The 25,722-nt window shown below is 69.1% G+C and carries 20 protein-coding genes, 1 tRNA gene and 1 pseudogene; 4 read left to right on the top strand and 18 right to left on the bottom strand.

Features of this window, described 5'->3' with window-relative positions; genetic code table 11:
• The first annotated feature begins 7 nt into the window (after positions 1 to 7).
• Positions 8 to 484 (top strand): GNAT family N-acetyltransferase, encoded by a 477-nt coding sequence (locus RKD20_RS25665; protein ID WP_424879766.1) that lies wholly within the window; start codon positions 8 to 10, stop codon positions 482 to 484.
• An 80-nt stretch (positions 485 to 564) separates the two neighbouring features.
• Here RKD20_RS25665 and RKD20_RS25660 read toward each other — a convergent pair whose 3' ends face one another.
• From RKD20_RS25660 to RKD20_RS25640, 5 genes are all read right to left on the bottom strand, one after another.
• A complete protein-coding gene (locus tag RKD20_RS25660) occupies positions 565 to 2,160 on the bottom strand; it encodes a protein kinase domain-containing protein (RefSeq protein ID WP_424879765.1) in 1,596 nt (531 codons plus the stop codon).
• A gap of 288 nt (positions 2,161 to 2,448) precedes the next feature.
• Positions 2,449 to 2,700 (bottom strand): hypothetical protein, encoded by a 252-nt coding sequence (locus RKD20_RS25655; RefSeq protein WP_424879764.1) that lies wholly within the window; start codon positions 2,698 to 2,700, stop codon positions 2,449 to 2,451.
• Positions 2,697 to 3,047: a hypothetical protein gene (locus RKD20_RS25650; RefSeq protein ID WP_424879763.1), complete on the bottom strand. Its 351-nt coding sequence runs from the start codon at positions 3,045 to 3,047 to the stop codon at positions 2,697 to 2,699. The genes RKD20_RS25655 and RKD20_RS25650 overlap by 4 nt, the downstream gene beginning before the upstream one ends.
• A 191-nt stretch (positions 3,048 to 3,238) precedes the next feature.
• Positions 3,239 to 3,502, bottom strand: coding sequence for a hypothetical protein (locus RKD20_RS25645; protein ID WP_424879762.1), 264 nt, complete (start codon positions 3,500 to 3,502; stop codon positions 3,239 to 3,241).
• The gene (locus RKD20_RS25640; protein WP_424879761.1) at positions 3,499 to 3,813 is read right to left on the bottom strand and encodes a hypothetical protein; all 315 of its coding nucleotides are present in this window, start codon (positions 3,811 to 3,813) and stop codon (positions 3,499 to 3,501) included. Before RKD20_RS25640 ends, RKD20_RS25645 begins: the two co-directional genes overlap by 4 nt.
• Positions 3,814 to 3,968: 155 nt before the next feature.
• On the opposite strand from RKD20_RS25640, the gene RKD20_RS25635 reads away from it, so the two are divergent.
• A complete protein-coding gene (locus RKD20_RS25635; RefSeq protein ID WP_114527915.1) occupies positions 3,969 to 4,250 on the top strand; it encodes a GntR family transcriptional regulator in 282 nt (93 codons plus the stop codon).
• A 30-nt stretch (positions 4,251 to 4,280) separates the two neighbouring features.
• Here the strand turns inward: RKD20_RS25635 and RKD20_RS25630 are convergent, their stop codons facing one another.
• The 12 genes and pseudogenes from RKD20_RS25630 to galU all read right to left on the bottom strand — a co-directional run bounded on the left by RKD20_RS25630 (position 4,281) and on the right by galU (position 20,209).
• On the bottom strand, positions 4,281 to 4,949 hold the full coding sequence (locus tag RKD20_RS25630; RefSeq protein WP_424879760.1) for a hypothetical protein: 669 nt from the start codon (positions 4,947 to 4,949) through the stop codon (positions 4,281 to 4,283).
• 112 nt (positions 4,950 to 5,061) lie between these two features.
• A complete protein-coding gene (locus tag RKD20_RS25625) occupies positions 5,062 to 8,259 on the bottom strand; it encodes a type I restriction endonuclease subunit R (RefSeq protein WP_424879759.1) in 3,198 nt (1,065 codons plus the stop codon).
• A gap of 2 nt (positions 8,260 to 8,261) precedes the next feature.
• A complete protein-coding gene (locus tag RKD20_RS25620; RefSeq protein WP_424879758.1) occupies positions 8,262 to 9,542 on the bottom strand; it encodes a restriction endonuclease subunit S in 1,281 nt (426 codons plus the stop codon).
• The gene (locus tag RKD20_RS25615) at positions 9,539 to 11,548 is read right to left on the bottom strand and encodes a type I restriction-modification system subunit M (protein ID WP_424879757.1); all 2,010 of its coding nucleotides are present in this window, start codon (positions 11,546 to 11,548) and stop codon (positions 9,539 to 9,541) included. Before RKD20_RS25615 ends, RKD20_RS25620 begins: the two co-directional genes overlap by 4 nt.
• A gap of 90 nt (positions 11,549 to 11,638) precedes the next feature.
• Positions 11,639 to 13,834, bottom strand: a complete 2,196-nt coding sequence (locus RKD20_RS25610) for an N-6 DNA methylase (RefSeq protein WP_424883320.1) — start codon at positions 13,832 to 13,834, stop codon at positions 11,639 to 11,641.
• A gap of 827 nt (positions 13,835 to 14,661) precedes the next feature.
• Positions 14,662 to 14,735: transfer RNA gene (locus RKD20_RS25605), tRNA-Ala, on the bottom strand.
• A 101-nt stretch (positions 14,736 to 14,836) separates the two neighbouring features.
• A complete protein-coding gene (gene glpR, locus RKD20_RS25600; protein ID WP_424879756.1) occupies positions 14,837 to 16,093 on the bottom strand; it encodes a gephyrin-like molybdotransferase receptor GlpR in 1,257 nt (418 codons plus the stop codon).
• Positions 16,094 to 16,298: 205 nt separating this feature from the next.
• A complete protein-coding gene (locus tag RKD20_RS25595) occupies positions 16,299 to 16,874 on the bottom strand; it encodes a GNAT family N-acetyltransferase (RefSeq protein ID WP_020120918.1) in 576 nt (191 codons plus the stop codon).
• Between the two features lie 59 nt (positions 16,875 to 16,933).
• A complete protein-coding gene (locus tag RKD20_RS25590) occupies positions 16,934 to 17,440 on the bottom strand; it encodes a MogA/MoaB family molybdenum cofactor biosynthesis protein (RefSeq protein WP_424879755.1) in 507 nt (168 codons plus the stop codon).
• Positions 17,437 to 17,865, bottom strand: a complete 429-nt coding sequence (gene moaC, locus RKD20_RS25585; protein ID WP_424883319.1) for a cyclic pyranopterin monophosphate synthase MoaC — start codon at positions 17,863 to 17,865, stop codon at positions 17,437 to 17,439. Before moaC ends, RKD20_RS25590 begins: the two co-directional genes overlap by 4 nt.
• A gap of 113 nt (positions 17,866 to 17,978) precedes the next feature.
• Positions 17,979 to 19,302, bottom strand: a pseudogene (gene glp / locus RKD20_RS25580) (gephyrin-like molybdotransferase Glp).
• Between the two features lie 4 nt (positions 19,303 to 19,306).
• Positions 19,307 to 20,209: a UTP--glucose-1-phosphate uridylyltransferase GalU gene (gene galU, locus RKD20_RS25575; RefSeq protein ID WP_424879754.1), complete on the bottom strand. Its 903-nt coding sequence runs from the start codon at positions 20,207 to 20,209 to the stop codon at positions 19,307 to 19,309.
• 92 nt (positions 20,210 to 20,301) lie between these two features.
• On the opposite strand from galU, the gene RKD20_RS25570 reads away from it, so the two are divergent.
• The gene (locus tag RKD20_RS25570; protein ID WP_424879753.1) at positions 20,302 to 20,925 is read left to right on the top strand and encodes a 5-formyltetrahydrofolate cyclo-ligase; all 624 of its coding nucleotides are present in this window, start codon (positions 20,302 to 20,304) and stop codon (positions 20,923 to 20,925) included.
• Between the two features lie 44 nt (positions 20,926 to 20,969).
• Here the strand turns inward: RKD20_RS25570 and RKD20_RS25565 are convergent, their stop codons facing one another.
• Positions 20,970 to 23,810: a penicillin acylase family protein gene (locus RKD20_RS25565; protein ID WP_424879752.1), complete on the bottom strand. Its 2,841-nt coding sequence runs from the start codon at positions 23,808 to 23,810 to the stop codon at positions 20,970 to 20,972.
• 263 nt (positions 23,811 to 24,073) lie between these two features.
• On the opposite strand from RKD20_RS25565, the gene RKD20_RS25560 reads away from it, so the two are divergent.
• Positions 24,074 to 25,609, top strand: coding sequence for a potassium/proton antiporter (locus tag RKD20_RS25560; RefSeq protein ID WP_424883318.1), 1,536 nt, complete (start codon positions 24,074 to 24,076; stop codon positions 25,607 to 25,609).
• Positions 25,610 to 25,722 lie beyond the last annotated feature (113 nt).

The following is a 25,722-nucleotide window of genomic DNA, read 5'->3' as shown; positions in this document are numbered from 1 at the left end:
GGAGGGCATGATGATCCGCCGTGTCCCCTTCGACCACCCCGACGCCGTGAAGCTGAACGACCAGGTCCAGGCCGAGTACCAGGTCCGCTACGGCGACGGCGGCGACGCCACCGAGCTGGCCCCCTCGGACTTCGAGCACCCGAACGGCGTGTATCTGATCGCGTACGACGAAAGGGACAGCCCCGTCGCCACGGGCGGCTGGCGCGCCCAGGACACCAACGGCGAGGGCAACCTGGACGGCGACGCCGAGCTCAAGCGCATGTACGTGATCGAGCAGATGCGCGGCCGGGGTCTCGCCCGCCGCATCCTCACCGCCCTGGAGGACCACGCCCGCGCGGCCGGCCGCCGCCGCATGGTCCTGGAGACCGGCATCAAGCAGCCGGAGGCCATCGCCCTGTACACGTCCAGCGGCTACGAGCCCTGCGTGAAGTTCGGCTACTACCGCCACTACGAGGACAGCCGCTGCTACGCGAAGGCGCTGTGAGAGGGCCGCACACATGACAGTAGGCACTGCTCCCGCATCAGGAGCAGTGCCTACCAGTGCCTACGAGATGTACGAGCGGGTTATCCGGCGACGTCGCTGTCGCCGTCGAGGTCGAGGCGGATCAGGGCCAGTGCCTCGGAGATCTCGACGGTCATCTCGTCGTCGGGGCCGAACACCATGCACATGTCCTGGTGGAGCGGTTCGAGGACCTGCCGGGCTTCGACGGCCCGGCCCTGCGCGAGCAGCAGCATCCCGATGTTGTGCCGCAGCTCCACCGCTTCCTCGCTCACGTCGCTGTCGACGGCCCGTACGACGTTCAGCACGCCCTGGAGTGCGGCGAGCGCGTCCGTGACCTGGCCGAGTTCGGCACGGCACCGGGCCGCCTGGGCGCGGCAGGCGCGGGCCTGCTCGGCGGTGGGTCCGGCGATGCGGGCGTACGCGTCGGCGAGGGCATCGAACTCGGGCAGGGCGGCGCGGTAGTCGCCGCCGAGGAGGCGGATCGCTGCTCGCTGGCGGCGCAGTGCCAGGACCGGCTTGCTCTCGGAGCCGAGGGCGAGGGCCGCGGGTTCGATGACCTCGCCGAGCACCTCGGCGGCCTGCGCGAACCGCTCCTCCTCCAGCAGGGCGTCGGAGTGGGCGTACGCCTCCTTGATGTCCTCGCGCAACTGGGCGGGGACGGGCACGGGCTGGGCAGCCGGGGCGACGGCTGTCGGCGTCCGGTCAGCTGTCGCCGGGTCCTGGGCGCGGGCGCGGGGCGCGTACGGTCTGCGGAACACGGCCGTCGGGTCGGGCGCTCCGGCCGGGCCTGCCTCGGCCCCGTCGGTTTCCTGGCCGGGCGGTGGGAGGAACGGCAGCAGCCGTGCGTACACCTCCTGCGTGTCGGCAGGTCGTGCCTCGGGCGCCTTGCGCAGCAGGTGCAGGACCAGTTCCTCAAGCGCCTCGGGGATGTCGGGCCGCAGCTGTCGCAGCGGGGTGGGGGCGGCGTTGACGTGCTGGTACATCAGCAGGTACTCGCTCTCCGCCTCGAACACGAGCTGCCCGCTGAGGAGTTCGTGCAGCACGCAGCCCAGCGCGTACAGATCGGTCTGCGGGGTGATGCGCCCGCCGCGGACCTGCTCGGGCGACATGTACTGGTGGGTGCCGATGGGGCTGCCGGTGGCGGTCAGCTTGGTGACGTCGGTGCGCAGAATCGCCGCGATGCCGAAGTCGAGGACCTTCACGGTGCCGTCGCGCGCGACGAGGATGTTGCCCGGCTTGAGGTCCCGGTGGATCACCGGCACGTCGTGCGCGTACGACAGCACGGTCGCGATCTGCGCGGCGACGGCGGCCGCCCAGCTGACCGGCAGTCGCCGGCCGGGGTCGAGGTAGGCGGACAGCGGTACGCCGTCGACCAGCTCCATCACCAGGAACAGCCGCTCGTACGACGCGTCGAGCACCGCGTCGTACACCTGCGGCACGCCGGGGTGCTGGATGCGCGCGGTGATGCGGGCTTCACGACGGAAGCGCTTGGCGAACTCCTCGGCCAGCTGCGGGGAGGTGACCGACGCCTGCCGGATGAGCTTCACGGCGACGGGCCGGTCGAGTACGGCGTCGTAACCGCGCCACACGTCGCCCATGCCGCCGTGGCTGAGCTCCTCCAGGAGTTCGTAACGGTCGGAGATCGCCTCCTGCGGCACCTTGCCCCCGGTGTGCGTGATGAACAGTCACGGTCAGGGGTCAAGTGTGACCGCTGCGTCAGGATGCCGTCCAGCGGTCGCGGTGCGACAGCGCTCGGGCGCGGTGGTGGACGACGGGCAGGAGGGCGCGCCGCCCGGTCGGCATCCCGCCGACCGGACCGTCTGAGCCGTACCTTCACCACCGCCGTTGGGTCAAGTCGCGCGGGCGGCTGGGCCCTCACGTCTTGCACGGTCAGCCGAGACAGCAAAACGCCCCCGCTCCGAAGAGCCGGGGGCCACCTGCTGGGGTCAGATCCAGGTGACTTGGAGGACGTAGCCGCACTCAAACCTGGGGACGATCAGGAAGACGAACATGCCTCCGGGGACATCCACGGTTTCGCTCTTCGGCCCCATGCCTTCGTACCTCGTGCCGTCGAGGTATAGAGCTTCAGCGGCGCGGATCAGCTCGTCGGCTTTCTTCTCGACCTCGGCGATGAAGGTCGGCGGAGCTCCGCCGGCCACGTACTCCTCGCTAGGGTCGTACTCCCATCTCCAGGTCACTCGGACACCGCCTTGTACGCGGCGCGGATGATGTCGCCGGAGATCCGTACGTAACGGCGGCTTTCTTCAAGAGTCTCGGCTGCGTTGGCCATGTACTCGGCACGGCGCAGCTCACGCGCCGCCTCGGGAAACCGCTCGATTTCGATGTTGGCCGCCCACGCGATCATGAAGAGCTGGAGGGGCTTGATGCTGCTCTGCTCGATGGCGGCGGCGACGGCCTTGCGCTGATCGGCGTCCATTTCGGGCAGCCGCTCCGGCGCGATGGCGGCAAGGGCAGCCCGGAGGGCCTCGGGGGTCCGCGCGGGGCGAGGGATCAGCTCTGTGCCGTGGTCGGGCCGTGTGCTCACGATGTCCTCCAAGGGATGCCCCGGCCAGCATATCCAGCCGGGGCACACGCATCAGATGCCGTCGTCCAGCCCCCTCGCGGCGGATCATCCGCCAGGCCGCCGTAGGGGACGAGAGCGGCGCGGTGGAGCGGGCGACGGCGGGGGAGAGCAGAAGGCACCACCGGCCCTGCGGCCGACTTGCCCCTACACCGTCACTCCTTGTCGGCCGCCATGATGCCGACGCATTCTTCGAGCGCGGCGTGCAACGGCGTTACGAAGGCGGCTAGTTCGGCGTCCGAGGCCTTCCCCGCCTCCAGTACGGCGCCGACGACCATCACCAGGACAGCGGCGGCCTTCAGGGCGTGCGCGTCGGCCAGCTCCTCAAGACGGCCGCCGGGATCCGTGACCGCCAGGGCCTCCTTGCCGGTGGCCGGGTCGAGGCCGAGACTGCGCAGACGCGGAGTACTCGTGCTCATGCGGCGACCTCCCACGGAACCGGAACGTAGTCCTGCCCGAGCGTCGCCAGGACCGCCGCCCGGCGCCGCTCGCGCTGAAGGCGGCGCCTGTCATGTTCGTCCCGCTCGCGTTCCCATTCGACGATGTACGGGCGGACCAGGGGCATGCCGTCGGCGGTGATGACGTCCGCCGGGTGCGGACACGTGATCACGGGCGGGGGTTCCGGAGCGGGCGGACAGGAGAGCGGGGGCAGTGGCGGCGGCGCTGCGGCGCGATGGGCACCCCGGGCGGGCAGGAACAGGGCCAGAATCGCGGCCAGTAGGCTGCGCATAGGTCGACTCCTTGTCAGTCGGCTCAGCCCCGGCGTGGAAGCTCTGACCCTTCCTGCCGGGGCGTTTCTTTGGGTCATTGTATCGCCTTGTATCGATTCGTAGCGAGACGTATCTCAAAGAGCGTGCATCAGTCGGCTTGCCTAGCGTCAAGTCCATGAACCCTGATGCTGAGATCGACCATGGCGCCCCGCTGACCCCGTACCGGCAACTGGCCGAGATCCTGCGTGGGCAGATTCAGCGCGGTGACTGGCAGCCCGGGCGGATGCTGCCGAGTGAGGCTCAGCTTGTGCAGCGTTACGGGATCGCGCGTACGACCGTGCGGCGGGGGCTCGGCCTGCTGGCCGAAGAAGGCTGGGTGTACGCCGTACCCCAGCGGGGTTGGTTCGTCGCCGAGCCCCTGCCGCCCTCGCCCGAAACTCCCGCCCCCTCCGCATAGCCAAGCCCGGTCGGGCCTGATGCGGCGCCGCTACTTCACATCTTTGGCCAGGACGGCGACGGCAACCCTGCCCACCACCCTCGTCAGTACGTAGTTGGTCGAGCTACTGAAAGCGACGCCCACGCCGGCCGGAATCGCCTTGGCCATCGCCTTCTGGGTGAAGGTGATGGACACCCTCTTGAACAACTGCTTGATCGTGACCAGGGCGGGCCCTGTGAGGTACTGGTAGACCAGCTTCTGGGCGATCTTCTGCACCGCCGCCTTGCCGCCCTTCGACGCCATCTGTTCCACCGAGCCCGCCAGGGCGAGGGTGAAGGCGAGGTGCTTCTTGTCCTCGGTGCTCAGCTCGGTCTCGAACACCTCGACCAGGCACATGCACATGTCGACCTGGAGCTTGAGCGCCAAGGCGACGTCGGTGGCGCCACCGCCCAGGATCGCGACCGCGGTCCCGACCCCCGGAATCACGCTAGGGGCGGCGGTGACGGCTCCCGCGGCTGCCGACATCTTGGAGTAACGGCCTATGATCTTGGCCGCGATCCGCCGCTTGTCCTCCAGGCTCTCGGGCTTCCGCTCGTTCTTGTCCTCGAAGGTCGCACGGTAACCGTCCACGACCTTGGCGGCCGCTGCCGGTGTCATGACCATCGTCTCGACGGCCTTCTGGAGCCGAGATCCCTCGGGCTCGTCCACCGCGTTGTTCATTTACCCCTCCCCATTTGTTGCACCTCATGGCGAGGGCAACCCGTACTTCCGGCAGTGCTGGTGACCGTTCTCGAAGGACGCCCCGGCCGCCCCCTTGGCCGGGGCGTACGCGTCAGGCGTCGTCGTCCAAACCCTCCTCGCGGCGGATCATCCTCCAGGCCGCCTTGCGGGCGCTGCGGTCCAGGCTGGACTTGAAGCCCTTGTCGGGGCCGAAGTACTGGCGGCCCATGCCCGCGATGGTGTCGATGTGGTCGGCCATCTTGTCCGCGAAGACGTTGTCGAAGACGAGGCCGAAGTTCTCCTCGTCGTTGACGACGGCCGCGGCCCGCACCTTCGGGTCGGCCTTGGCCTCCTCGAACGGGCGGATGACGTCCTGCTCGGTGAACTCGGTGCCGAAGCGTTCGTTGAACTTCTCGATCAACTGCGACAGCAGCGACTTCTCCGCTTCCTTCGGGCCGCCCGAGCCGTCGCCGAAGCCCTTCATCGTCGTCGGTCCCTCGGCGGTGAGAGAGACGTCGTACTCGCCGGTCTTCTCCACTCGCATGTGGCTGAGGTCGACTTCGCCTATGTCCACGCCCCCGTCCGCGCGGCGCGGCAGCCGGTTGAGGAGGTAGCGGCCGTAGAGGTGCAGCCGCTCCAGCTCGGCGTCCCGGTAGGGGACGATCTGCGCGAGGAAGCCGTACTTCCTGACGTAGTCGTTGAGGTCGGCGCGGAAGCCCTCCGCCGTCTCCTGGTCGTCCTCGTCCTCGCTCTCCAGCAGAGGCGTGAAGCGCGCGACGGCCGGGGCGAGTAGCCGGTACAACTCGGCGTGCAGCTTCTCCCACTTGGACTGTGAGCCTGCCGCCTTCTCCTTGGCGGCGAAGTACGCGGCGGCGAACTCGTCCATCTCCTGCCCGGACAGGATGCCCGCCTGCATGACCCGGCTCTGCGCGGTGTAGAGGAGGTTGGGGTCGGAGGGGAGGGTATTCGCCTCCTCGAAGTACGGGCGGAAGGAGTCCTGTATGTCGTTGGCGTCGTTGACGAAGTCCAGGACCGCCAGGTCCGCCTGGGACTTGCGCTCGGCGGTCCGGTTCAGCCGGGACAGCGTCTGGACGGCCGAGATGCCGGTCAGTGGCTTGTTGACGTACATCGTCGTCAGGAGCGGCTGGTCGAACCCGGTCTGGTACTTCTCCGCGACGACCAGGATCTTGTACTCCCGCTGGCCCGTACCCCCCGCTCGGGCGGCTTTGTCGTCGGCGCGCGTGTACGCGAACGCCTTCGGCAGCGCGCTCTCCGACAGCCCGCCGTTCTCCTTCGGCTCGGTGGTCTCCTCACCGTCGACGGTGAGCGAGCCGGAGAAGGCGACGAGGACACCCAGGTCGGGGTACTTGGTGTCGTAGTCCCGGTCCTTGATGTAGCTCTTGATCGCGCGCGCCATGTGTACGGCGGACTCCCGGGAGCGGGTCACCACCATCGACTTGGCCCGCCCACCGAGACGGCCCCGGCTGTGCGCCACGAAATGCTCCACGATCACCTGGGCGTGCTGGGCGACCGTCGAGTCATGAGTGAGCGCGTACCGGGCGAGCAGCGAGTTCGCCTTCGACGGGTCGACCTCCCGCTCGTCGGGGTTCTGGTTCACCAGCTTCCAGTACGTGTTGTACGTGACGTAGTTGCGCAGCGGATCGAGGATGAAGCCCTCCTCGATCGCCTGCCGCATGGAGTACGTGTGGAAGGGCCGGTAGGTCGCCTTGCCGTCGATGTCCTGGAGCGTGCCGAAGAGTTCGAGGGTCTTGGCCTTCGGGGTGGCGGTGAACGCGAAGTAGGAGAGGTTCGCGGCGCGAGAACGCTGCTCGGCCCGCTTCTTGAGCTGCTCGTCGAGGGTGGCGGCCTCGGCCTTGACCGTGGTCGCGCCCGCGTCGTCCGAGTCGGAGTCCAGGCCGAGGTCGCGCAGAGCTGCCCGTACGTCCTTGGCGGCGTCACCGGACTGCGAGGAGTGCGCCTCGTCCACGATGATCGCGAAGTGGCTGCCTCGGATCTCGGTGGGGTTGCGCTCGATGTACGAGATCAGCGCCGGGAACGAGTGCAGGGTGACGGTGACGATCTTCCCGGTGTCGCGGGAGAGGGCCTTGGCGAGCTGCTCGCCCTTCGCCCCGTGCTTCTCGTCGATCTTCACTACGAGGCCCGCGGTCTGCTCGAAGTTGCCGACGGTTTCCCGGAGTTGGGCGTCCAGGTTGCGTCGGTCGGTGATGACGATGACCTTGTCGAAGACCGGCACGCCCGGCTTGAGGCCCTTGGCGACGGCCTCGGGATCGAGTTCGCGCGGGTCGGTGGGGGTGTGCAGGTCACTGAGGCGGTGCGCGAGCCAGCCGATGGTGTTCGACTTGCCCGAGCCGGCCGAGGCCATGACCAGGTAGTCGTGTCCCGCGCCGTGGGTGGCGGCGTGCGCGGTGAGCTTCTTGACCGCGTCCCACTGCTGGAACCGGGGGAAGACCATCGTCTTCGTCGCGCCGCCACCGGGCGTCTTGCTCTTGTGCAGGTGCACGAACCGCTGGAGCAGGTCCAGCCAGTTGTCCGGCTGCCAGACCTGCTCCCAGAGGTAGGAGGTCGCGTACGTGCCGAAGATGCTGGGGGCGGGGTTGCCGGCGCCACCCGGCTGACCGGGCCCGTTGGAGCCGGTGTTGAACGGGAGGAAGCGGGTGTTCTTGCCCTTGAGCTGGGTGGCGACGAAGACCAGGTCCGGGTCGACGGCGAAGTTCGCGACGACACGACGCGTGAAGATCAGCTCGGTGGGGTCGCGGTCGGTGCGGTACTGCTCCTTGGCCTGCTCCACCCCTTGCTTGGTCAGCGGGTTCTTCAACTCGGCCGTGGCGACCGGGATTCCGTTGAGGAACAGGGCGAGGTCCAGCCGGTTACCCCAGTCGGCCTGCTTCGTCGCGTACGGGAGTTCGCGGACCACGGTGAGGCGGTTGGCCCGGTAGCCGTCCAGCACGGAGTCGTGGGCGACGAGGTTCGGCTTGAAGTACGCGACGCGGAGGAGAACGCCCCGGTCCTTGACACCATTACGGAGGACATCGAGGAGCCCGTTGGTGGCGATGGCCTGGTCGAGACGGCCGGCGAACCCACGCTGCGCCTCGTTCGGGTCGCCACCGTAGACGGTGAGCAGCTCGCTCCACTCGTCGGGCTGGGTCGCCCCGATGAAGGTGAACAACTCATTGGTTTCCAGGCCGAGATCGGCCCGGTAGTCCTGCGGGCGCGCCTCGCGCCAGCCGCGCTCGACCATGGCGGCGACGATGGCGTCACCGAAGGCGGACTCGGTGTGGATCGGGCTCATGGTTACGCGTCCACTCCGTCCGTTACGTTGCGTCCGCTGGCGGTGGAGACGTCGAACTGGCCGGTTACGGCGGCGGTGATGAGGGCTTGGCTGCGTTCACTCGCCAACTGGCGAGCCTTCTCCACCTTTGACACCAACGACGAATTCACGTCAGAGAGACGTTCAACTGATTCGGAAATCCTTCGTTGAATTTCGATGGGCGGGATAGGTACCGGCGCGTTGGCCAGCAGTGGCACACTAATGTTCTTCTGTGCGCTACCCCAGCTAACGGTGTCAAAGTACTGACGGCAAACCCGGGAGTTGAGAAATTGACAGAAGTACTCTGCGGAGTTCCCGTCTTTGAGCGTCGTAATGAGCTGAGTGAACGTTTGCGATCGATTGAGATCCTGGGGGATTATCGCGCTAACTCCAGCGTTCCCGGTACGCACAGTCAGGATGTCTCCAGCGAACACGTACTTCGACCGGTTGCGTTCCGCGAACCACGGGGCAATGTAGAGCATATCGCGGGTTTTTAGAGAATTCGCCCTGATGTTCGTGGAGCGAATCAATGGGACCCCATCGCTGACGTATGCATGTGTCGCTGCTTCAGCAATCCCTACGTCCACGCGGGCCGCCACATTCTTGAGGCGGCCAATCGGAAACCTCGATGGGAACGGCGCCGAGTCGGGGTGGCTGGCCTCCGACGGTTGGACATGACCGTGGAGCAGCAAGGATTCGATGGCCGCAGAGCTCTTCTCCTGGAGAACAGAGATTAGTCGCTCATGCAAGTTCACGTAAGAGTCGATCGTGGTGGTCTCGGCGTCGAGGAAGTCGGCGATGCGGCGCTGCTCCTCCAGCGGAGGGTTCGGAATCGACAAGTTGCCGACCTGTTCCGCATTGAGATTGGCTTGTGTATTGCTGCGCGCGATCTCGGAGAGAGTAGGCTTGATGGCATCTAGTGCGTATTTGAGAAAACGCGGGTCATATGAAGGTGAAGCGTAGATACCGAGAATTGCCTGGTTCCAACTGGCTCTCACCGCAAGGAATGCCGTGTGGCCGAGGCTGGCGTACATGCTCAGGATCAGCGTTCCAGGCTCGCCGATCGGTAGCCGTGCCTCGGCGATACCCTCAGCCGTCACTCTTCGATTGGTGGAAGTCACAGAAGAAGAGCCAGACATGTCACTGATCGAAACCCATGCGGTGCCGTCTTCGCCGTCGGCCCAGTTCGAAGGATCGGCTACCGAGGGAGTTCCCCCCGCGATGGTGGTGGCTGCCCACTTCAGTTTTGTTGTCGGCCAGATCACTGCGTCACCTCGCCCAGCAGCGCCTGAATCTCCGCCTCCAGCGACTTCAACTCCGCGTCGATCTCCGCCAGCGGCCTCGGCGGCTTGTACACATAGAAGTGCCGCGTAAACGGGATCTCGTACCCGATCTTCGTCTTCGTGTGGTCGATCCACGCGTCCGGCACGTGCGGCAGCACCTCCCGCTTGAGGTAGTCCTCGACGTCCTCGCCCAGCGGAACGTTCTCGTAGTCCCGCAGGTCCGCGTCCGGCTCCGGCGCGCCCTTGATCTTCTGGACCTCACCCTCCGGGTCCCGGACCCCGATCGTCTCCCGTACCGCCTTCGCGAACGGCGCGCCCGACGGCCAGGTCAGCCCGGCCGCGACCACCGCGTCCTTGAGCGCGATGAAGGCGTCGGACTTGGTCGTCCAGGACGAGCCGAGCAACGTCCGCACCGCCGCGACGAACTCCTCGCTCCGCTCCAGCTTCGCCACCGGCTTGGCCTCCGCGAGCGCCGCCAACGTCTCCTCAGTCACCTCGAAGCGCAGCTTCAACGGCCGCTCCACCGTGATGCGCTGATAGCCGAAGTCCTCGTTGGCGAAGACCTTGACCTTGCCGTGCAGCGGGTGTTCAGCATCGCCCGCGACCTGGACGGCCTCCGCGTACAGCCGGGTGATGTCCCCGATGTGGTCGGGTCGGCCGTTCGTCCCGTCGCCGAGTTCCTTGCGCTTGTCGCCGAGGGACTTGCGCATCTTCTGCCACTGGTCGCGCGCGTCCAGCAGGACGACCTTGCCCTTGTGGTCCTTGTCCTTGCGGTTCGTCAGGATCCAGAAGTACGTAGAGATGCCGGTGTTGTAGAAGAGCTGGTCCGGGAGGGCGACGATCGCCTCCAGCCAGTCGTTCTCCAGGATCCAGCGGCGGATGTTGGACTCGCCCGACTCGGCCGCGCCAGTGAACAGCGGGGAGCCGTTGAAGACGATGGCGATGCGGGAGCCGCCCCCGCCGTTGACGTCCACCGGCTTCATCTTCGAGATCATGTGCTGGAGGAAGAGCAGCGAGCCGTCGTTGATGCGCGGCAGGCCCGCACCGAAGCGACCCGCGTCGCCGAGCGACTTGTGCTCGTACTCGACCTCCTCCTTGACCTTCTTCCACTCCACGCCGAACGGCGGGTTGGCGAGGATGTAGTCGAACGAGCGGCGGGCGTGGCCGTCGTCGGAGAAGGAGTTGCCGAAGCGGATGTTCTCCGGGTCCTGGCCCTTGATCATGAGGTCGGACCGGCAGATCGCCCAGGACTCGGGGTTGAGCTCCTGCCCGAACACCTCGACCGTCGCGTCCGGGTTGAGGGCCTTGATGCGGTCGTCGGCGGCGCTGAGCATGCCGCCCGTGCCGCAGGCCGGGTCCATGACCGTACGGACGACACCGGGCAGGCTGAGAGCATCCGCGTCGGGCGCCACCAGCAGGTTGACCATCAGCTTGATGACCTCGCGCGGGGTGAAGTGCTCACCCGCGGTCTCGTTCGACTGCTCGGCGAAGCGGCGGATCAACTCCTCGAAGATGTAACCCATGTTGTGGTTGGGCACGACGTCGGGGTGCAGGTCGAGGTCGGTGAACCTGCCGATGACCTGGTAGAGGAGGTTCGCGCCGTCGAGCTTCCTGACCTGCTGGTTGAACTCGTACTTGTCGAGGACCTCGCGGGCGTTCTCGGAGAAGGCGCCGACGTAGATCTGCAGGTTCTTCGCCGCGTTCTGCGGGTCGGCCGCGATCTTCCGCAGCGTGAGGTCGCTCTTGTTGTAGAAGGAGTGGCCGGAGGCGCGGCGCAGGAAGTGGCCAGGGTCCATCTCCTGGCCCGCGAACTTGGCGACGGTCTCGACGACCTTCTCGCGCGTCGGTTCCAGGACGCACTCCAGGCGGCGCAGCACGGTGAACGGCAGGATGACCTTGCCGTAGTCGGACTGCTTGTAGTCGCCGCGCAGGAGGTCGGCGACGGACCATGCGTGGTTCGCCAGCTCCGTGTGCTTACTGCTGTTCAAGAGGTCCCGGCTTCCTTCCGAAAAGCACCGTCCAGGCGGAGGACGGCAGGTATCCAGTGTGATCGTGCGCGGTGGGACGTGTTGGGCGTTTCAGGCGGAAAAGCTGTCCGGAGTGTCCGGTGGCAGGAGTGCGCCGGCGGTGAGGCCGATGGTCAGGGCGGCCGCGGTGTCGGCGGCGAGGTCGGCGGTTCGGCGGACGGCCGCGCGCAGCTCGTACACGCGGCGGAAGGCCTCCCCGTAGCGCCGCTGTTCCTCCAGGGGCAGCAGCGGTACGCGCAGCCGGCCCGGTGTGACGTGCACGAGGCTGCTGCCGGTGGAGGCGGAGGCGATGTTGTCCTCGGCGCCGAGGAACCCGGCCAGGAACCACGGGTCGAGGCGGGCCGGGTCGGGGCGCAGGAGGTGGATGTGCTGACCGAGCAGGGCTCCGGCGTCCTGGTCGTCCACGACCCGGGTCATGGCGGACCCGTCGCCGCCGCCCGCGAGGGCGCGCACGAGCACGTCCCCGGTGTGGACGGGTTGCACCGCGTCGGCATGGAGGTCGGCAGCCCCGCCGGACGGGGGGTTTCCAGCAGAGATGTCCTGGGCGGTGACGACCGGCCGGTCCACGGTGGGTGCGGCAGGGCCCTTTGAGCCTCGGGTACCGGGTGTCGCCGCCCGCAGCACGGTCAGGGCCCCGCCGCGCGCCAGGTCGGAGACGGTCGCCGTACGCCAGTCGCGGGCCGAGGCCCCGGACGGCTGCCACCCGCCGAACGCGGAGGCGGCTGCCAAGGCGGCGACCTGCTCTGCCAGTTGCTCGTGCAGTTCATGGACGCGCCGGGTCAGGGCGGCCGGGTCGATGTCGGCCGCGGTCGCCCGGACATGGCGGGCCGGGGTGACGTCGACGACATCGTCCAGCAGGTCGACGAGCGGCACCGCGCGGGCGACGCCGGGCTCGTCGACGTAGGTGTCGGGGGCGGTGGTGAACGCGGCCCACTGGGCGAGGACCCGGTCGGTCAGCCCCGCCCACTCGAAGGAGGAGGCAGCGGCGGAAGAGGTGGAGGCAGAAGTCGAGGAGCCGGCTCGGCGGGGGCGTGAGCCGCCGCGGGTTCCGGCGCCGGCCGTGTCGGTGGCGGACGACGTGCCCGTGGCGCCGTCCCGCTGCTCGCCCTCCCCGTCGACGAACAGCACCGTCGTACGGTCCGTGCCGCCCGGCTCGGGGCGTTGGAGCACCCAGATCTGCAGGCCGATGTGGAGCGGATACGCGGCACGCGCCGGAAGTGAGACGACGGCGCGCAGGGCGCCGCTGCGGATGAGTTCCGCGCGGACGCGGCGGCCGGAGGAGCGGAAAGCCAGCGCGGGCGGCAGCAGCATGACCGCGTGGCCGCCGGGCTCCAGGTGCGCGAGGGCGTGCTGTACCCAGGCCAGTTCGGACTCGAAGCGCGGCGGGAGTCCGTACGCCCACCTCGGGTCGTAGGCCAGTTCGTCATGGCCCCAATCGCGGTCCGCGAAGGGCGGGTTGCACAGGACGGCGTCCACGGTGACGTCGGGGAAGGCGTCGGCGCGCAGGCTGTCTCCGACGCGAATCGCCGTCTCGGCCTCGGGTGCGGCGATCAGCAGCCGGACCGCGGTGCGTTGCCCCTGGACGGGCAGCGAGTCCTGTCCGAACAGCACCTGTGCGCCCTGCCGGGCGGCGGCGGCCAGCAGCGTGCCGCTGCCGCAGGCAGGGTCGAGGACGCGGGACGCGTCGCCGGGCATGAGCCGTGCCATGAGCAGGGCCAGGCCCTCGGGGGTCTGGTAGACGCCGCTGGCGGCACCCTCGTCCAGTTCGCGTTCGGCGAGGACGTCGACAGCGGCCTGTGCTCCCACCTCACGGACGCAGCCCAGCAGCGCGCGGACCGCGCCCGCGTCGTCCGGGCCGTAGCGGACCGGCTCGGCCTCGGGCACGGTGGCCGGGAGCTCGCCCGCGGCCTTCTCCGCTCGGGCGAGCAGCTGGTCGTCGGGTACGGCGGCGAGTTCGGCCAGCTCCTCCGGTGTGCGGCGGGACGCGGCAGCCACCAGCTGGAACAGTCGCGCCGCCACTCCCGAGCCGGGCCCCAGCAGCCGTAGCGCCGTACGAAGTTCCTCGGTCGGCGAGGCGGTGGAGGTGTGCCCGCGTCCTCGCAGCCATGCCTGGACGGCCGGCAGGTCGTAGAGCGGGCTGGATTCCGTGCCTGCGCTGGGTGCCGGGAAGTCGTCGTGGCGGCGGCGCCAGTTGCTGACGGTGGCGCGCGTGACCCCTGCGATGCGGGAGATCTCGGCGGCTGTCACGTGCGCGGAGGGCGCCAGTCGGGCTGGCGGCTGCTGGGGCATGGCGTGGAGTTCCGCACCTCTCGGGCCGGTCAGGTAGGGACGGTTAACACATTACGACGTCCGTCAAATCCGTCAAGCCGTTTGACGATGCTTTCAGCGCTCTACTTATCTGGTCACGCTTCCAAGTGGAAGCATGAGGGCAACTCCGCAAACGTCATCGCGGAGCGCGCTGTCGCCGTAGCGCGCCACGCATCCGATCTCTCCCGCCCCCTTTTCGTCGCACCGCGATACCTCGGGGCCGCCCACCCCGCATCCATTCCGCACCGCAGTCGCCACCCACGCACACACGGGAGGAACCCACATGACCGTGACGGAACAGCCCCGGCAGAACGCACACCGCCCCACCGACCCCGCCCGTCCGGGCCCGGCCGACCAGCCCGTGCCCGTGGCCGGTCCGGTGGGAGCCCGCCTGGCGGAGGCGGCGCTCACAGGTTCGCGCCTGGCGGACGGAAGTCGGCGAGCTGGTCGAGGCGTTGACCACCTGACTGCGGCCCAACGGCCACCTGCACACCGCGCGACTCTGGACCATGTGCTGCGGGAATCGAAGGCGGGCCGGGAGGGTATGCGCTGCCGGCAGCCGGCCGTGGCCCTGCAGATTCTTCACCACAGCAAGATCGCAGTGCCGATGGAGGGCTGTACGGACGTCCCGTCCGAGGCGACCCGGCGCACTGCGCAAGCTCGGCAAGCACCTTGGGAAGCAAGATCGGAAGCAGTTGCTGTACTTCGGTGCTGTACGGCATGCCAAAGCCCCTACCGGGAATCCCCGGCAGGGGCTTTGAGCTGCGTGGACCTGAGGGGATTCGAACCCCTGGCCCCCTCGATGCGAACGAGGTGCGCTACCGGACTGCGCCACAGGCCCTTGCAACGAGTGAAACTCTAGCATCCCGGTCCGAGTGCTTGGAAATCCGTTCCGGGCTGGTCAGGGACGGGCTCTCGCGAGGGTGGATCCCGTCCTGTGCGTCACTCGTTGGCCGCGCGCGGCCGGTCGCCTTCCTCGTACTGGTCGAAGAGCGGGGTACGGCCGCGTTCGCGTGCCCGGCGGGCGGAGGCGGCGCGGCGGGCGTCGGTGCGTCCGTCCGCCGTGGGCTTGTCCTCCGCGTCGGCGGACGGGTCCTCCGATCCCCCGTCCTCCGCGACGGGCTCCTGGCCGGACTGCTCGGGGGCCACGGCGCTGGACCGGGCCGAACTCCACGCGTCCGGCGCGCCGAGGTCCACGTCCGAGGTGGCCCGCGGGGCGACCGGCGCGGTCACGTACGTCGGCAGCGGCACCGGGACCGGGTCCCAGCTGTCCCCGTGTCCCGGTCGGCGCTGCCGTTCGCGCTGCTGGTCGACCCACTCGGCGTGGTCGGTCTGCTCGACGAGGGCGCGTCGGTCGGCGGCGAGCGCGGAGAGCCCGGGATCGGTCTCCGCTCCTCGTCCCTCGTCCGGTTCGTCGGCGTCCGCGCCGGTGCTCACGGACGCGCGCCGGCGCGGCTGGCGGGCCCGCTCGCGCAGGTGCTGGGCGGCGGCCTCGGCCCGGCGCCGGTCCATCTGGTAGGTGAAGCGGCGGCGTTCCTGGGAGCGCAGGTACGCGATGTACGCGCTGAGCATCACCGCGGGGACGCCCGGTGCCCACAGGAAGGCGAGTCCTCCGACGGCGGCGACGATCGCGCCGAGCGTGAAGGCGAGGAAGAGCATCACCGTGGTACGCCGTCGGCGCGCGAGTACCTTCGTGCGCCGGGCGCGCGCCGCGGCCGCTTCCGCTACGGCCGTGCGCCGGGCGGCGGACGCGGGTGTCTGCTTCCGCGTCGGAGCGCCGCCGTGTTCGGGCGCCGGTGCGTTCGTTTTCTCGCGCGCGGGGTCGCCGTGCCCTGCTTCCCGCTCGGCTTCCCGCGCGCGCTCGCGCGTCGCCTCCCGGCGTTCCGAAGCCGGAGGCTGGACCGTCGCCTGGGTCTGCGGACGGGTCGGAGGCATGGCGAAGGCCCGGACGTCCACCGACTCGGTGACGACATCCGGTTCGTCGGCGCCGTGCTCCCCCTCGTCGGTGGAGCGCGCGCGCAGGTCCTTGGCGTACCGACGCTCCATGCCCGCCCTTCCGGAGAGCAACCGGATGGCGGTACTGAAGCGTTCCGTCGGACGGGCCTCGTTCAGCTCGTCCTGCCTACGGAGCCACATCGGCACCAAGTAGGCGGCCCAGGCCCCGACAATGACTGCGTAGATGAGGCCGCTGCTGCTCACGCCTCACACGGTAGAGGGGTTTGCGTGAGGCCATCTGCCAATTGCGCCGGTGTGTCGCACGATCTGGCTGATATTTCGAGCTTTTTTTGTGACCGATCCGATCAGCAGGCCGCCTCAGTCGCGAATTCAATGCCCTGAGACGGTCATGCACCGATCATTTTCGAACACTTATTCAATTTCTGTGTTTCCTGGGGTCTCCGGACCGCTATGCGGGATTGTCGTGCGGCGTACTGCGGGAGCGTGCCCGCTGCCAGCGCCTGAGCAACCCTTCGGGCACCTCTTCCGCGGTGAGCGCGAACACGAGATGGTCCCGCCAGGCCCCGTCGATGTGGAGATAGCGCGGCCGCAGCCCCTCCTCGCGGAATCCGAGTTTCTCCACGACCCGTCGGCTGGGGACGTTCTCGGGGCGAATGCAGACCTCGATGCGGTGCAGACCAACGGTGCGGAAACAGTGGTCCACGACAAGCGCCACGGCGGTCGGCATCACCCCGCGCCCGGCCACCGACTGGTCCACCCAGTAACCGACGTGCCCCGAGCACATCGACCCCCAGGTGATCCCGGCGACCGTCAACTGCCCGACCAGCTGGCCCCGGTACTCGATGACGAACGGCAGCATCCGCCCCGCGTTCGCCTCGGACCTCAGGTGCCGGACCATCTGGCGGTAGGTCGGCCGGTGCGCGATCGGGCCGCTCGGGGTGGGCGGCGGAATGGTCGCCTCCCAGGGGCGCAGCCAGTCCCGGTTGCGCCGGTTCACCTCGCGCCAGACCCTCTGGTCGCGCATCTTTATCGGCCTCAGGACGACATCGCCGTCCGCCAGTACGGCGGGCCAGGACGGGCTGTTCAGCTCGCACCCCCACTGCCGGCGCCGGGTCTTTGGTGGTCGCCGCCGCGGATCTGGTCGACGGCGTGGACCAACAGGGGCTCCAGGACGGCCAGTCCGTCCTTCACCCCGCCACTGGAACCCGGCAGGTTGACGATCAGCGTGTGTCCCGCCACCCCGGCCAGGCCCCGGGAGAGCGCGGCGGTCGGCACCTTCTCCCGTCCGAACGCCCGGATGGCCTCCGCGATGCCCGGCACCTCGTACTCGATCACCTCACGGGTCGCCTCGGGGGTGCGGTCGGTGGGCGAGATGCCGGTGCCGCCGGTGGTGACGACGAGGTCGTAGCCGGCGGCGACGCCCGCACGCAGGGCGTCGCGGACCGGGTCGCCGTCCGGGACGACCTGCGGTCCCTCGACGGTGAAGCCGAAACCGCCCAGCCCCTCGGCGATCAGCGGGCCACCCTTGTCCTCGTAGACCCCGGCGGCGGCCCGGTTGGAGGCGGTGATCACAAGAGCGCGATATGTCATGCCCGGCTCCAGTCGCCCGACTTGCCGCCCGTCTTCTCCTCGACCCGTACGTCCGTGATGACCGCTCCCTTGTCGACCGCCTTGACCATGTCGATCACCGTGAGCGCGGCGACGGAGACCGCGGTGAGGGCTTCCATCTCGACGCCCGTGCGGTCCGTCGTCCTCACGGTGGCCAGGATCTCCACGGCGTCGTCCGCGACCGACAGATCCAGTGTCACACCGGACACCGACAACGGGTGGCACAGCGGAATCAGGTCGGGGGTGCGCTTGGCGCCCATGATGCCCGCGATCCGCGCGGTGGCCAGGGCGTCCCCCTTGGGGACGCCCTCCCCGCGCAGCAGCTCGATCACCCGGGGCGAGACGAGGACGCGTCCACTCGCGCGCGCGGTGCGTGCTGTGACGTCCTTGCCGGAGACATCGACCATGCGGGCGGCCCCCGCTTCGTCGATGTGCGTCAGTCGGTCCTGCGTACTCATGGTTGTGCGGCGCTCCCGGTCCGGCCTGTTGTGCGCGACACGGTACCGCCAACCAGGGGTGCTCAGCCGAGCAGGACCACTTCGACCTCGGTACCGGGCTCGACGGACTCCACGTCCTCCGGTACGACGATCAGCGCGTCCGCCTGCGCGAGGGCGGCCACCAGGTGGGAGCCGGCGCCGCCGACCGGGCTGACCGAGCCGTCGGTGTACGTACCGCGCAGGAACTGCCGGCGGCCCTTGGGCGAGGTCAGCGCCTTCTTCGCGGTCAGGGTGGCCCTGGTCCGCGGCCGGTGGACGTCGTCGAGGCCCATGAGGGTGCGGATCGCGGGGCGGACGAACAGTTCGAAGGAGACGTACGACGACACCGGGGTTGCCGGGCAGAGCAAGGAGCGGGGTGTGGTCGGGGCCGATGGAGCCGAAGCCCTGGGGCTTGCCGGGCTGCATGGCGAGCTTGCGGAAGTCGACGCCGCTGCCGGGCTCGTCCTCGTCGCCGACGGAGGACAGGGCCTCCTTGACGACGTCGTACGCCCCGACGCTCACGCCGCCCGTGGTGACCATGAGGTCGGCGCGGACGAGCTGGTCCTCGATGGTGGAGCGCAGGGTCTCGGCGTCGTCGGCGACGGCGCCCACCCGGTAGGCGATGGCGCCGGCGTCACGGGCGGCCGCGGTGAGGGCGAAGCTGTTGGAGTCGTAGATCTGGCCGGTGCCGAGGCTCTCGTCGGGCTGGACGAGTTCGCTGCCGGTGGACATGACGACCACGCGCGGGCGCGGACGTACGCGTACGGTGCCGCGGCCGATGGCGGCGAGCAGGGCGATCTGCGGCGGGCCGAGGACAGTGCCGGCGTCCAGGGCGCGGTCGCCGGCCCGGACGTCGCTGCCCTGGGCGCGCACGTGCGCGCGTGCCTCGGCGGACCGGTACACGTGCACGTGTCCTTCGGCGCCCTCGGGGGCGAGGCTGCGGGCGCGCATTCCGCTGACCGGGCCCTCGCCGAGGCCTCCGTCGGTCCATTCGACGGGGACGACGGTCTCGGCGCCGGGCGGCAGCGGGGCGCCGGTCATGATGCGGGCGGCCTGCCCGGGGCCGACGTGCAGCAGCTCGGCCTGGCCCGCCGCCACGTCCCCGACGACGTCGAGGACGGCCGGGAACTCCTCGCTCGCGCCCGCCACGTCCGCGACCCGTACCGCGTACCCGTCCATGGAGCTGTTGTCGAACGGGGGCAGGGACACCGGGACCGTGATGTCCTCGACCAGGACGCAGCCCTGGGCGTCGAGCAGTTGCAGCTCGATGGGTTCGAGGGGACGGACGGTCGCGAGGATGTCCTCCAGGTGTTCGTCCACCGACCAGAGGTGGTCCTGGTCGGCGGGGCGGGGCGCGGCGCTGCTCAAGTGCCTACATCTCCTCGGCTACGTAACTGCGAAGCCAGGTCCGGAAGTCCGGGCCCAGGTCTTCACGTTCGCACGCGAGTCTGACAATGGCACGCAGGTAGTCGCCGCGGTCGCCGGTGTCATAGCGGCGGCCCTTGAAGACGACGCCGTGCACCGGGCCGCCGACCTTCTCGTCCTGTGCGAGCTGCTGGAGGGCGTCGGTGAGCTGGATCTCGTTGCCCCGGCCCGGCTCGGTCTTGCGGAGTACGTCGAAGATGCGCGGGTCGAGGACGTAGCGGCCGATGACCGCGTAGTTCGACGGGGCGTCGGCGGCGTCCGGCTTCTCGACGAGGCCGCTGACCCTGACGACGTCGCTGTCCTCGGTCTCCTCGACGACGGCACAGCCGTAGAGGTGGATCTGCTCGGGCGCGACCTCCATGAGCGCGATGACGCTGCCGCCGTGCTGCTCCTGGACCTCGATCATCCGCTTGAGCAGGGGATCGCGGGCGTCGATCAGGTCGTCGCCGAGGAGGACGGCGAAGGGCTCGTGGCCCACGTGGGGGGCCGCGCACAGGACCGCGTGGCCGAGGCCGCGGGGGTCGCCCTGGCGCACGTAGTGCATGGTGGCGAGGTCGCTGGACTCCTGGACCTTGGCGAGCCGACTCGCGTCGCCCTTCTTCTGGAGGGCGGACTCGAGCTCGTAGTTGCGGTCGAAGTGGTCCTCCAGGGGACGCTTGTTGCGTCCCGTGATCATGAGGACGTCGTCGAGGCCCGCCGAGACGGCCTCCTCGACCACGTACTGGATCGCCGGCTTGTCGACCACCGGCAGCATCTCCTTGGGAGTGGCCTTGGTGGCCGGCAGGAAGCGGGTGCCGAGCCCTGCTGCCGGAATGACAGCCTTGCTGATCCGAGGGTGCGACTGAGTCATGTCCGCACCTTATCCGGTGCCTTTGCGGGGAATCTGAGGCTCCGGTTAATAAGCTCTTATATGAGCGTATTGAAAGGGTACGGGTGCAGACTTTGAGTCATGTCGGACGTCCCGCCGAGCCTGACAAGCGAACGTTGCGTCGAGCGTACCTGGCGGTGAGGAACAGGTTGACGGCCGATGACGTGCGGGAAGCCGCTTCCGCGCTGGCCGGCCGGGCCCTTGGGCTGCCCGAGCTGGCGCGTGCGCGCACGGTGGCGGCGTACGTCTCCGTCGGGAGCGAGCCCGGCACGCTCGCGCTCCTGGACGCGCTGCGCGAGCGGGGCGTGCGGGTCCTGCTCCCGGCGCTGTTGCCGGACAACGACCTGGACTGGGGCGCCTACACCGGCGAGGGCTCTCTCGCGCGCGTCCAACACGGCGGAAAGATGTCCCTCTTCGAGCCCTCCGGCGAGCGTCTGGGCCCGGACGCCGTGACCGGCGCCGACGTGGTGCTGCTGCCCGGCCTCGCGGTGGACGGGCGCGGGATGCGCCTGGGGCGCGGCGGAGGGTCGTACGACCGGGTGCTCGCGCGCCTGGAGCGCGCGGGCGCACGACCGGCGCTGGTGGTGCTCCTGTACGACTCCGAGGTCGTCGCGCATGTCCCGGAGGAGGCGCACGACCGCCCGGTGCACGCGGTGGTGACGCCGGCGGGCGTGCGCCGCTTCCAGGACCCGGAATGAGGAAGGGCCCCTCCACGCGCGCGTGGAGGGGCCCTTCCTCGGCCTTACGGCTTCAGCACCAGGCTGTCGGTCGTGCTCTTGTCGACGGCGTCGTCCGAGAAGGACCAGTCCAGCAGCTCGCCCTTGACCCACTTGCCGGTCTGGTCGGTGTAGTGCGCGCTGTAGGCGTGCCCGGAGGCGCCGGTGAGGTTGATCCACTTCGACTTGTCGAGGTCGCCGAGGTTGACCACCATGCGCATCGACGGGACCCAGACGACGCCGTAGCCGCCTGCGGCGTTCCAGCCGGTCGCGTTGACCGTCGCCTCGCCGCCGCTGAGCTTCCAGGGGCCGCGGTTGAGCATGTACTGGAGGAAGCCGGGGCCCTCGATGCCCAGCGTCTGGTTCTTCAGGAACAGGCGGTGCAGCCGGCCCCAGCTCCAGGTGTCGATGTCCTTGCCGAGCTTGGCGGTCAGCTCCCAGCGGGCGTCGATCATGGCGCGCTCGAAGAGCTCGTCGCGGTTGGTGGCCGCGGGGCGGTCACCGACGCCCTTGGGGGTCTTCCACCAGTCGCTGTTCTCGTCGTCCATGAGCTTGCGCACGACCTCGAACCAGCGGTCGCCGCCGTCGGGCTGCGCCTGGTCGGCGTCGCGCTGACCGCACTCGCGGACCTTGTCCGCCTCGTCGGCGGGCCCGACGGTGTTGACCGGGTCCACCCACAGGCACTGGCCCTTGACCCGCAGCTCCTTGGGCAGTTTGTTGCCGAAGGCGAGCTTGAGGATGTTGCGCCACACGGCGTTGAAGTAGGCGGCCGCGGCCGAGTCGGCGTCCTGGGTGTAGTCCCAGCCCTCCAGGAGCTCCTGCGCCTGACGCACGTCCTTGTCCTCGACGTCGATCTTCAGCAGCTTGGGCACCAGCAGCTTGGCGATCTCGCTGCTGTTGTCGAGCTGCATCTGGCGCATGTCGTCGGTGGAGATCTTGCCGCCGCCCTTGATCTTCTGCTCGATCAGGTCGGTGATGCGCTGGCTGCGGGTGCCGTAGCCCCAGTCCGTGGTGAGCGTGTAGGGATACTTGTCCTTGTCGACCACGGCCTGGTTGGCGGTGACGATGTAGCCGCGCTCCGGGTTGTACTCGTAGGGCAGCTCGTCCTGCTCGATGTACTTGCCGGTCCAGGCGTACTTGGGGTCCCAGCCCGGGGCCGGGATGGCGCCGGTGTCGCCCTTGGCGCGGATCGGGATGCGGCCGGGCAGCGTGTAGCCGATGTTCTCGGAGTCGGCGTAGACGAGATTCTGCGAGGGCACGTCGAACAGGGCCGCCGCCTCGCGGAACTCGCTCCAGTTCGACGCCTTGTCCATCGCGAACACGGCGTCCATGGAGGTGCCGGGGTCGAGCGCGGTCCAGCGCAGGGCGACGCCGTAGCCGTCGCCGCGGTCGGGGGCCGCGTTGTCGACGGTGGCCTTCTTGCCGACCTTCACCAGTTCGTTGTAGCGGTCGGAGAGCAGCGGGCCGTTGTTCGTCTCACGGACGACGATCTTCTTGGACGTGCCGCCGGCGACCTTGATGGTCTCCTCGCGCGCGGTGAAGGGCTTGGTCGTGCCGTCGTAGAGGTAGCCGTCGCCGGAGAGCTTCTCCAGGTAGAGGTCGGTGACGTCGACCCCGGAGTTCGTCATGCCCCAGGCGATCTTCGCGTTGTGGCCGATGACCACGCCGGGCATGCCCGCGAAGGTGTAGCCGGAGACGTCGTACCGGCACTTGCTGGAGACGGTCCGGCAGTGCAGGCCCATCTGGTACCAGACGGACGGCAGCGAGGCGGACAGGTGCGGGTCGTTGGCGAGCAGGGGCTTGCCGGTGATGGTGTGCGAGCCCGCGACGACCCAGGAGTTGGAGCCGATGCCCTGGCCGTTGACGCCGACGGCGGTGGGCACGTCGTCCAGGACGTTGTAGAGGCCCGAGAGCTGGCTCTGCAGGGCCGAGGCGGTCGAGGACGAGGTCGAGGCCGACGTGCCCGTCGCGGTGCCGCTCGTGGAGGTGCCGGTGCCGCTCGTGGAGGTGCCGGTGCCGCCGGAGGAGGTTCCGGTGCCGGTGCCGGTGCCGGACAGGCCGTTCTCCTGCGAGCTTCCGTTCTGCTCGAAGGTCCGGGTCAGTTCGTTGTACTGGCCCTCCTGCACTATCGCCTGGTTGCGGCTGTACGGGTACTCCGGGTACAGGTCGGCGATCTGCTTCGGGCCGAGGCGGCTGGTCATCAGGGCGCGGTCGATCTCGTCCTGCATGTTGCCGCGCAGGTCCCAGGCCATCGCCTTCAGCCACGCCACCGAGTCGACCGGGGTCCACTTCTCGGGCTTGTAGTCGTTCTCGAAGCCGAGCGCCGCGTACTCCAGGGAGATGTCCTTGCCGCTCTTGCCCTGGAGGTAGGCGTTGACTCCCTTGGCGTAGGCCTGGAGGTACTTCTTGGTGGAGGCCGACAGCTTGGTGTCGTACTCCTTCTTCGCCACCCGGTCCCAGCCCAGCGTGCGCAGGAACTCGTCGTCGTCCACCTGGCCCTTGCCGAACATCTCCGACAGGCGCCCGGAGGTCATGTGCCGGCGTACGTCCATCTCGTAGAACCGGTCCTGCGCCTGGACGTAGCCCTGTGCCATGAACAGGTCCGCGTCGGAGGAGGCGTAGATCTGCGGGATGCCGTAACTGTCGCGCTTGACGTCCACGGGGCCCGACAGGCCCGCGAGTTCGATCGAGCCCTTGGTCTGCGGGAAGGCGGCGCGGACGGTGCTCACCGACCAGTATCCGCCGTAGGCGACAGCGCCGACGAGGGCCAGGACGAGCACGAGAACGATCAGGCGGGCTCTGCGCCCCTTCTTCCTGCCGGACTTGCCGGGCTGCTGACCCGATGAGGCGGTGGTGGTGGGGGGCATCGCTGTCCTTGCTGTCCTAACGCGAGCGGCAGGGCGGGCTGTGCTTTTGACGGGGAGCCTGTGACGCAGGCTCTGCGCGCTGGAGCAACCATAGGCGCAGGGCTCAGGCGGACTTGACGCGGAGTAGGGAACGAACGCGGACGAGCGTTCGATCTCGCCTCGCGGAGCGTCAAGAAATCGTCAAGAGTTAGGTAAGGTAACGAAGTACTTGGATGTGGAGCCTCACCGCTTCGTGTCCTATGTACGTGACTCACGCGCGCGTGATGCGGGTGAGCCAGGGAAGGGAACGGCCGCTGACTGTCCACCATCTCAACCAGCTCCTGCTCGTCTGCTCGCTCGTCCTGCTCGTCGCCGTGGCCGCGGTCCGGATCTCCTCGCGCAGCGGGCTCCCCAGCCTGCTCGTGTACCTGGGGATCGGCATCGCCATGGGCCAGGACGGCATCGGCGACATCCACTTCGACAACGCCGAGCTGACCCAGGTCATCGGGTACGCGGCCCTGGTCGTGATCCTGGCCGAGGGCGGGCTCGGCACGAAGTGGAAGGAGATCAAGCCGGCCCTGCCGGCCGCCACCGTGCTGGCGCTGGTCGGGGTCGCGGTGAGCGTCGGGGTCACGGCGACGGCCGCGCACTACCTGATCGGGCTGGAATGGCGCCAGGCGCTCATCATCGGCGCGGTCGTCTCCTCGACGGACGCGGCGGCGGTCTTCTCGGTGCTGCGCAAGATCCCCCTGCCCGCGCGCGTGACGGGCACACTGGAGGCCGAGTCGGGCTTCAACGACGCCCCGGTGGTCATCCTGGTGGTCGCCTTCTCCCAGACCGGTCCGGTCGAGCACTGGTACACGCTGATCGCCGAGATAACCCTTGAACTGGCCATCGGCGCCGCCCTGGGCATCGCGGTGGGCTGGCTGGGCTCCTGGGGCCTCAGGCACGTCGCCCTGCCCGCCTCCGGCCTCTATCCCATCGCGGTCATGGCGATCGCCGTCACCGCGTACGCGGCGGGCGCGCTGGCGCACGGCAGTGGGTTCCTCGCCGTCTATCTCGCATCCATGGTGATGGGCAACGCCAAACTGCCGCACTGGCCCGCCACCCGCGGCTTCGCCGACGGGCTCGGCTGGATCGCCCAGATCGGCATGTTCGTCCTGCTCGGCCTGCTGGTCACCCCGCACGAGCTGGGCGACGACGTCCTGCCCGGGCTCGTCATAGGGCTGGTGCTGACCATGGTGGCGCGGCCGCTGAGCGTCTTCCTGTGCCTGACGCCGTTCCGGGTGCCATGGCAGGAGCAGGCGCTTATGTCCTGGGCCGGACTGCGGGGCGCCGTGCCCATCATCCTGGCGACGATCCCCATGGTGAGCGGCGTCGAGGGCAGCCGTCGCGTCTTCAACATCGTCTTCGTCCTGGTCGTCGTCTACACCCTGGTGCAGGGTCCGACGCTGCCCTGGCTGGCGCGCAAGCTGCGCCTGGGCGGGGAGTCCGAGGCCGCCGACCTCGGCATCGAGTCGGCGCCCCTGGAGCGGCTGCGCGGGCACCTGCTGTCCGTCGCGATTCCCGAGGGGTCCCGGATGCACGGCGTCGAGGTCAACGAGCTGCGGCTGCCGGCCGGGGCCGCGGTCACCCTCGTCGTCCGCGATGGAAAATCGTTCGTTCCGCTGCCCACGACCGTGCTGCGGCGCGGGGACGAACTGCTCGTCGTCACCACCGACCCGGTCCGTGACGCCGCCGAGCGGCGGCTGCGCGCGGTGGGCCACGGCGGCAAGCTGGCCGACTGGCTGGGCACGGGCGGCGCCGACGGCGCACGTTAAGGGTGTGTTACGCGCCCCCTGTACGATGGGGGCTGACCCCTGATCGAACCAACTCTGCCTGACGCAGAGCTGGCGCGACCGTATGGCGGCCGAGACATCCCTGAGAGTGGTCT

The organism is Streptomyces sp. SLBN-8D4 (genome assembly GCF_049739545.1).
In the GTDB taxonomy this organism is placed as follows: Bacteria; Actinomycetota; Actinomycetes; order Streptomycetales; family Streptomycetaceae; genus Streptomyces; species Streptomyces canus_C.
Note: the sequence above shows the minus strand (reverse complement) of the source record. Positions and strands in the feature narration are given on the sequence as shown.

What these genes read in the sequence shown, in the direction of transcription:
- RKD20_RS25665 (WP_424879766.1), top strand. Translation starts at nt 8, where the DNA reads ATGATGATCCGCCGTGTCCCCTTCGACCACCCCGACGCCGTGAAGCTG.
- RKD20_RS25645 (WP_424879762.1), bottom strand. Translation starts at nt 3,502, where the DNA reads ATGAGCACGAGTACTCCGCGTCTGCGCAGTCTCGGCCTCGACCCGGCC.
- RKD20_RS25640 (WP_424879761.1), bottom strand. Translation starts at nt 3,813, where the DNA reads ATGCGCAGCCTACTGGCCGCGATTCTGGCCCTGTTCCTGCCCGCCCGG.
- RKD20_RS25635 (WP_114527915.1), top strand. Translation starts at nt 3,969, where the DNA reads ATGAACCCTGATGCTGAGATCGACCATGGCGCCCCGCTGACCCCGTAC.
- RKD20_RS25630 (WP_424879760.1), bottom strand. Translation starts at nt 4,949, where the DNA reads ATGAACAACGCGGTGGACGAGCCCGAGGGATCTCGGCTCCAGAAGGCC.
- RKD20_RS25625 (WP_424879759.1), bottom strand. Translation starts at nt 8,259, where the DNA reads ATGAGCCCGATCCACACCGAGTCCGCCTTCGGTGACGCCATCGTCGCC.
- RKD20_RS25595 (WP_020120918.1), bottom strand. Translation starts at nt 16,874, where the DNA reads ATGCGCGACCAGAGGGTCTGGCGCGAGGTGAACCGGCGCAACCGGGAC.
- RKD20_RS25590 (WP_424879755.1), bottom strand. Translation starts at nt 17,440, where the DNA reads ATGACATATCGCGCTCTTGTGATCACCGCCTCCAACCGGGCCGCCGCC.
- moaC (WP_424883319.1), bottom strand. Translation starts at nt 17,865, where the DNA reads ATGGTCGATGTCTCCGGCAAGGACGTCACAGCACGCACCGCGCGCGCG.
- galU (WP_424879754.1), bottom strand. Translation starts at nt 20,209, where the DNA reads ATGACTCAGTCGCACCCTCGGATCAGCAAGGCTGTCATTCCGGCAGCA.
- RKD20_RS25565 (WP_424879752.1), bottom strand. Translation starts at nt 23,810, where the DNA reads ATGCCCCCCACCACCACCGCCTCATCGGGTCAGCAGCCCGGCAAGTCC.
- RKD20_RS25560 (WP_424883318.1), top strand. Translation starts at nt 24,074, where the DNA reads ATGCGGGTGAGCCAGGGAAGGGAACGGCCGCTGACTGTCCACCATCTC.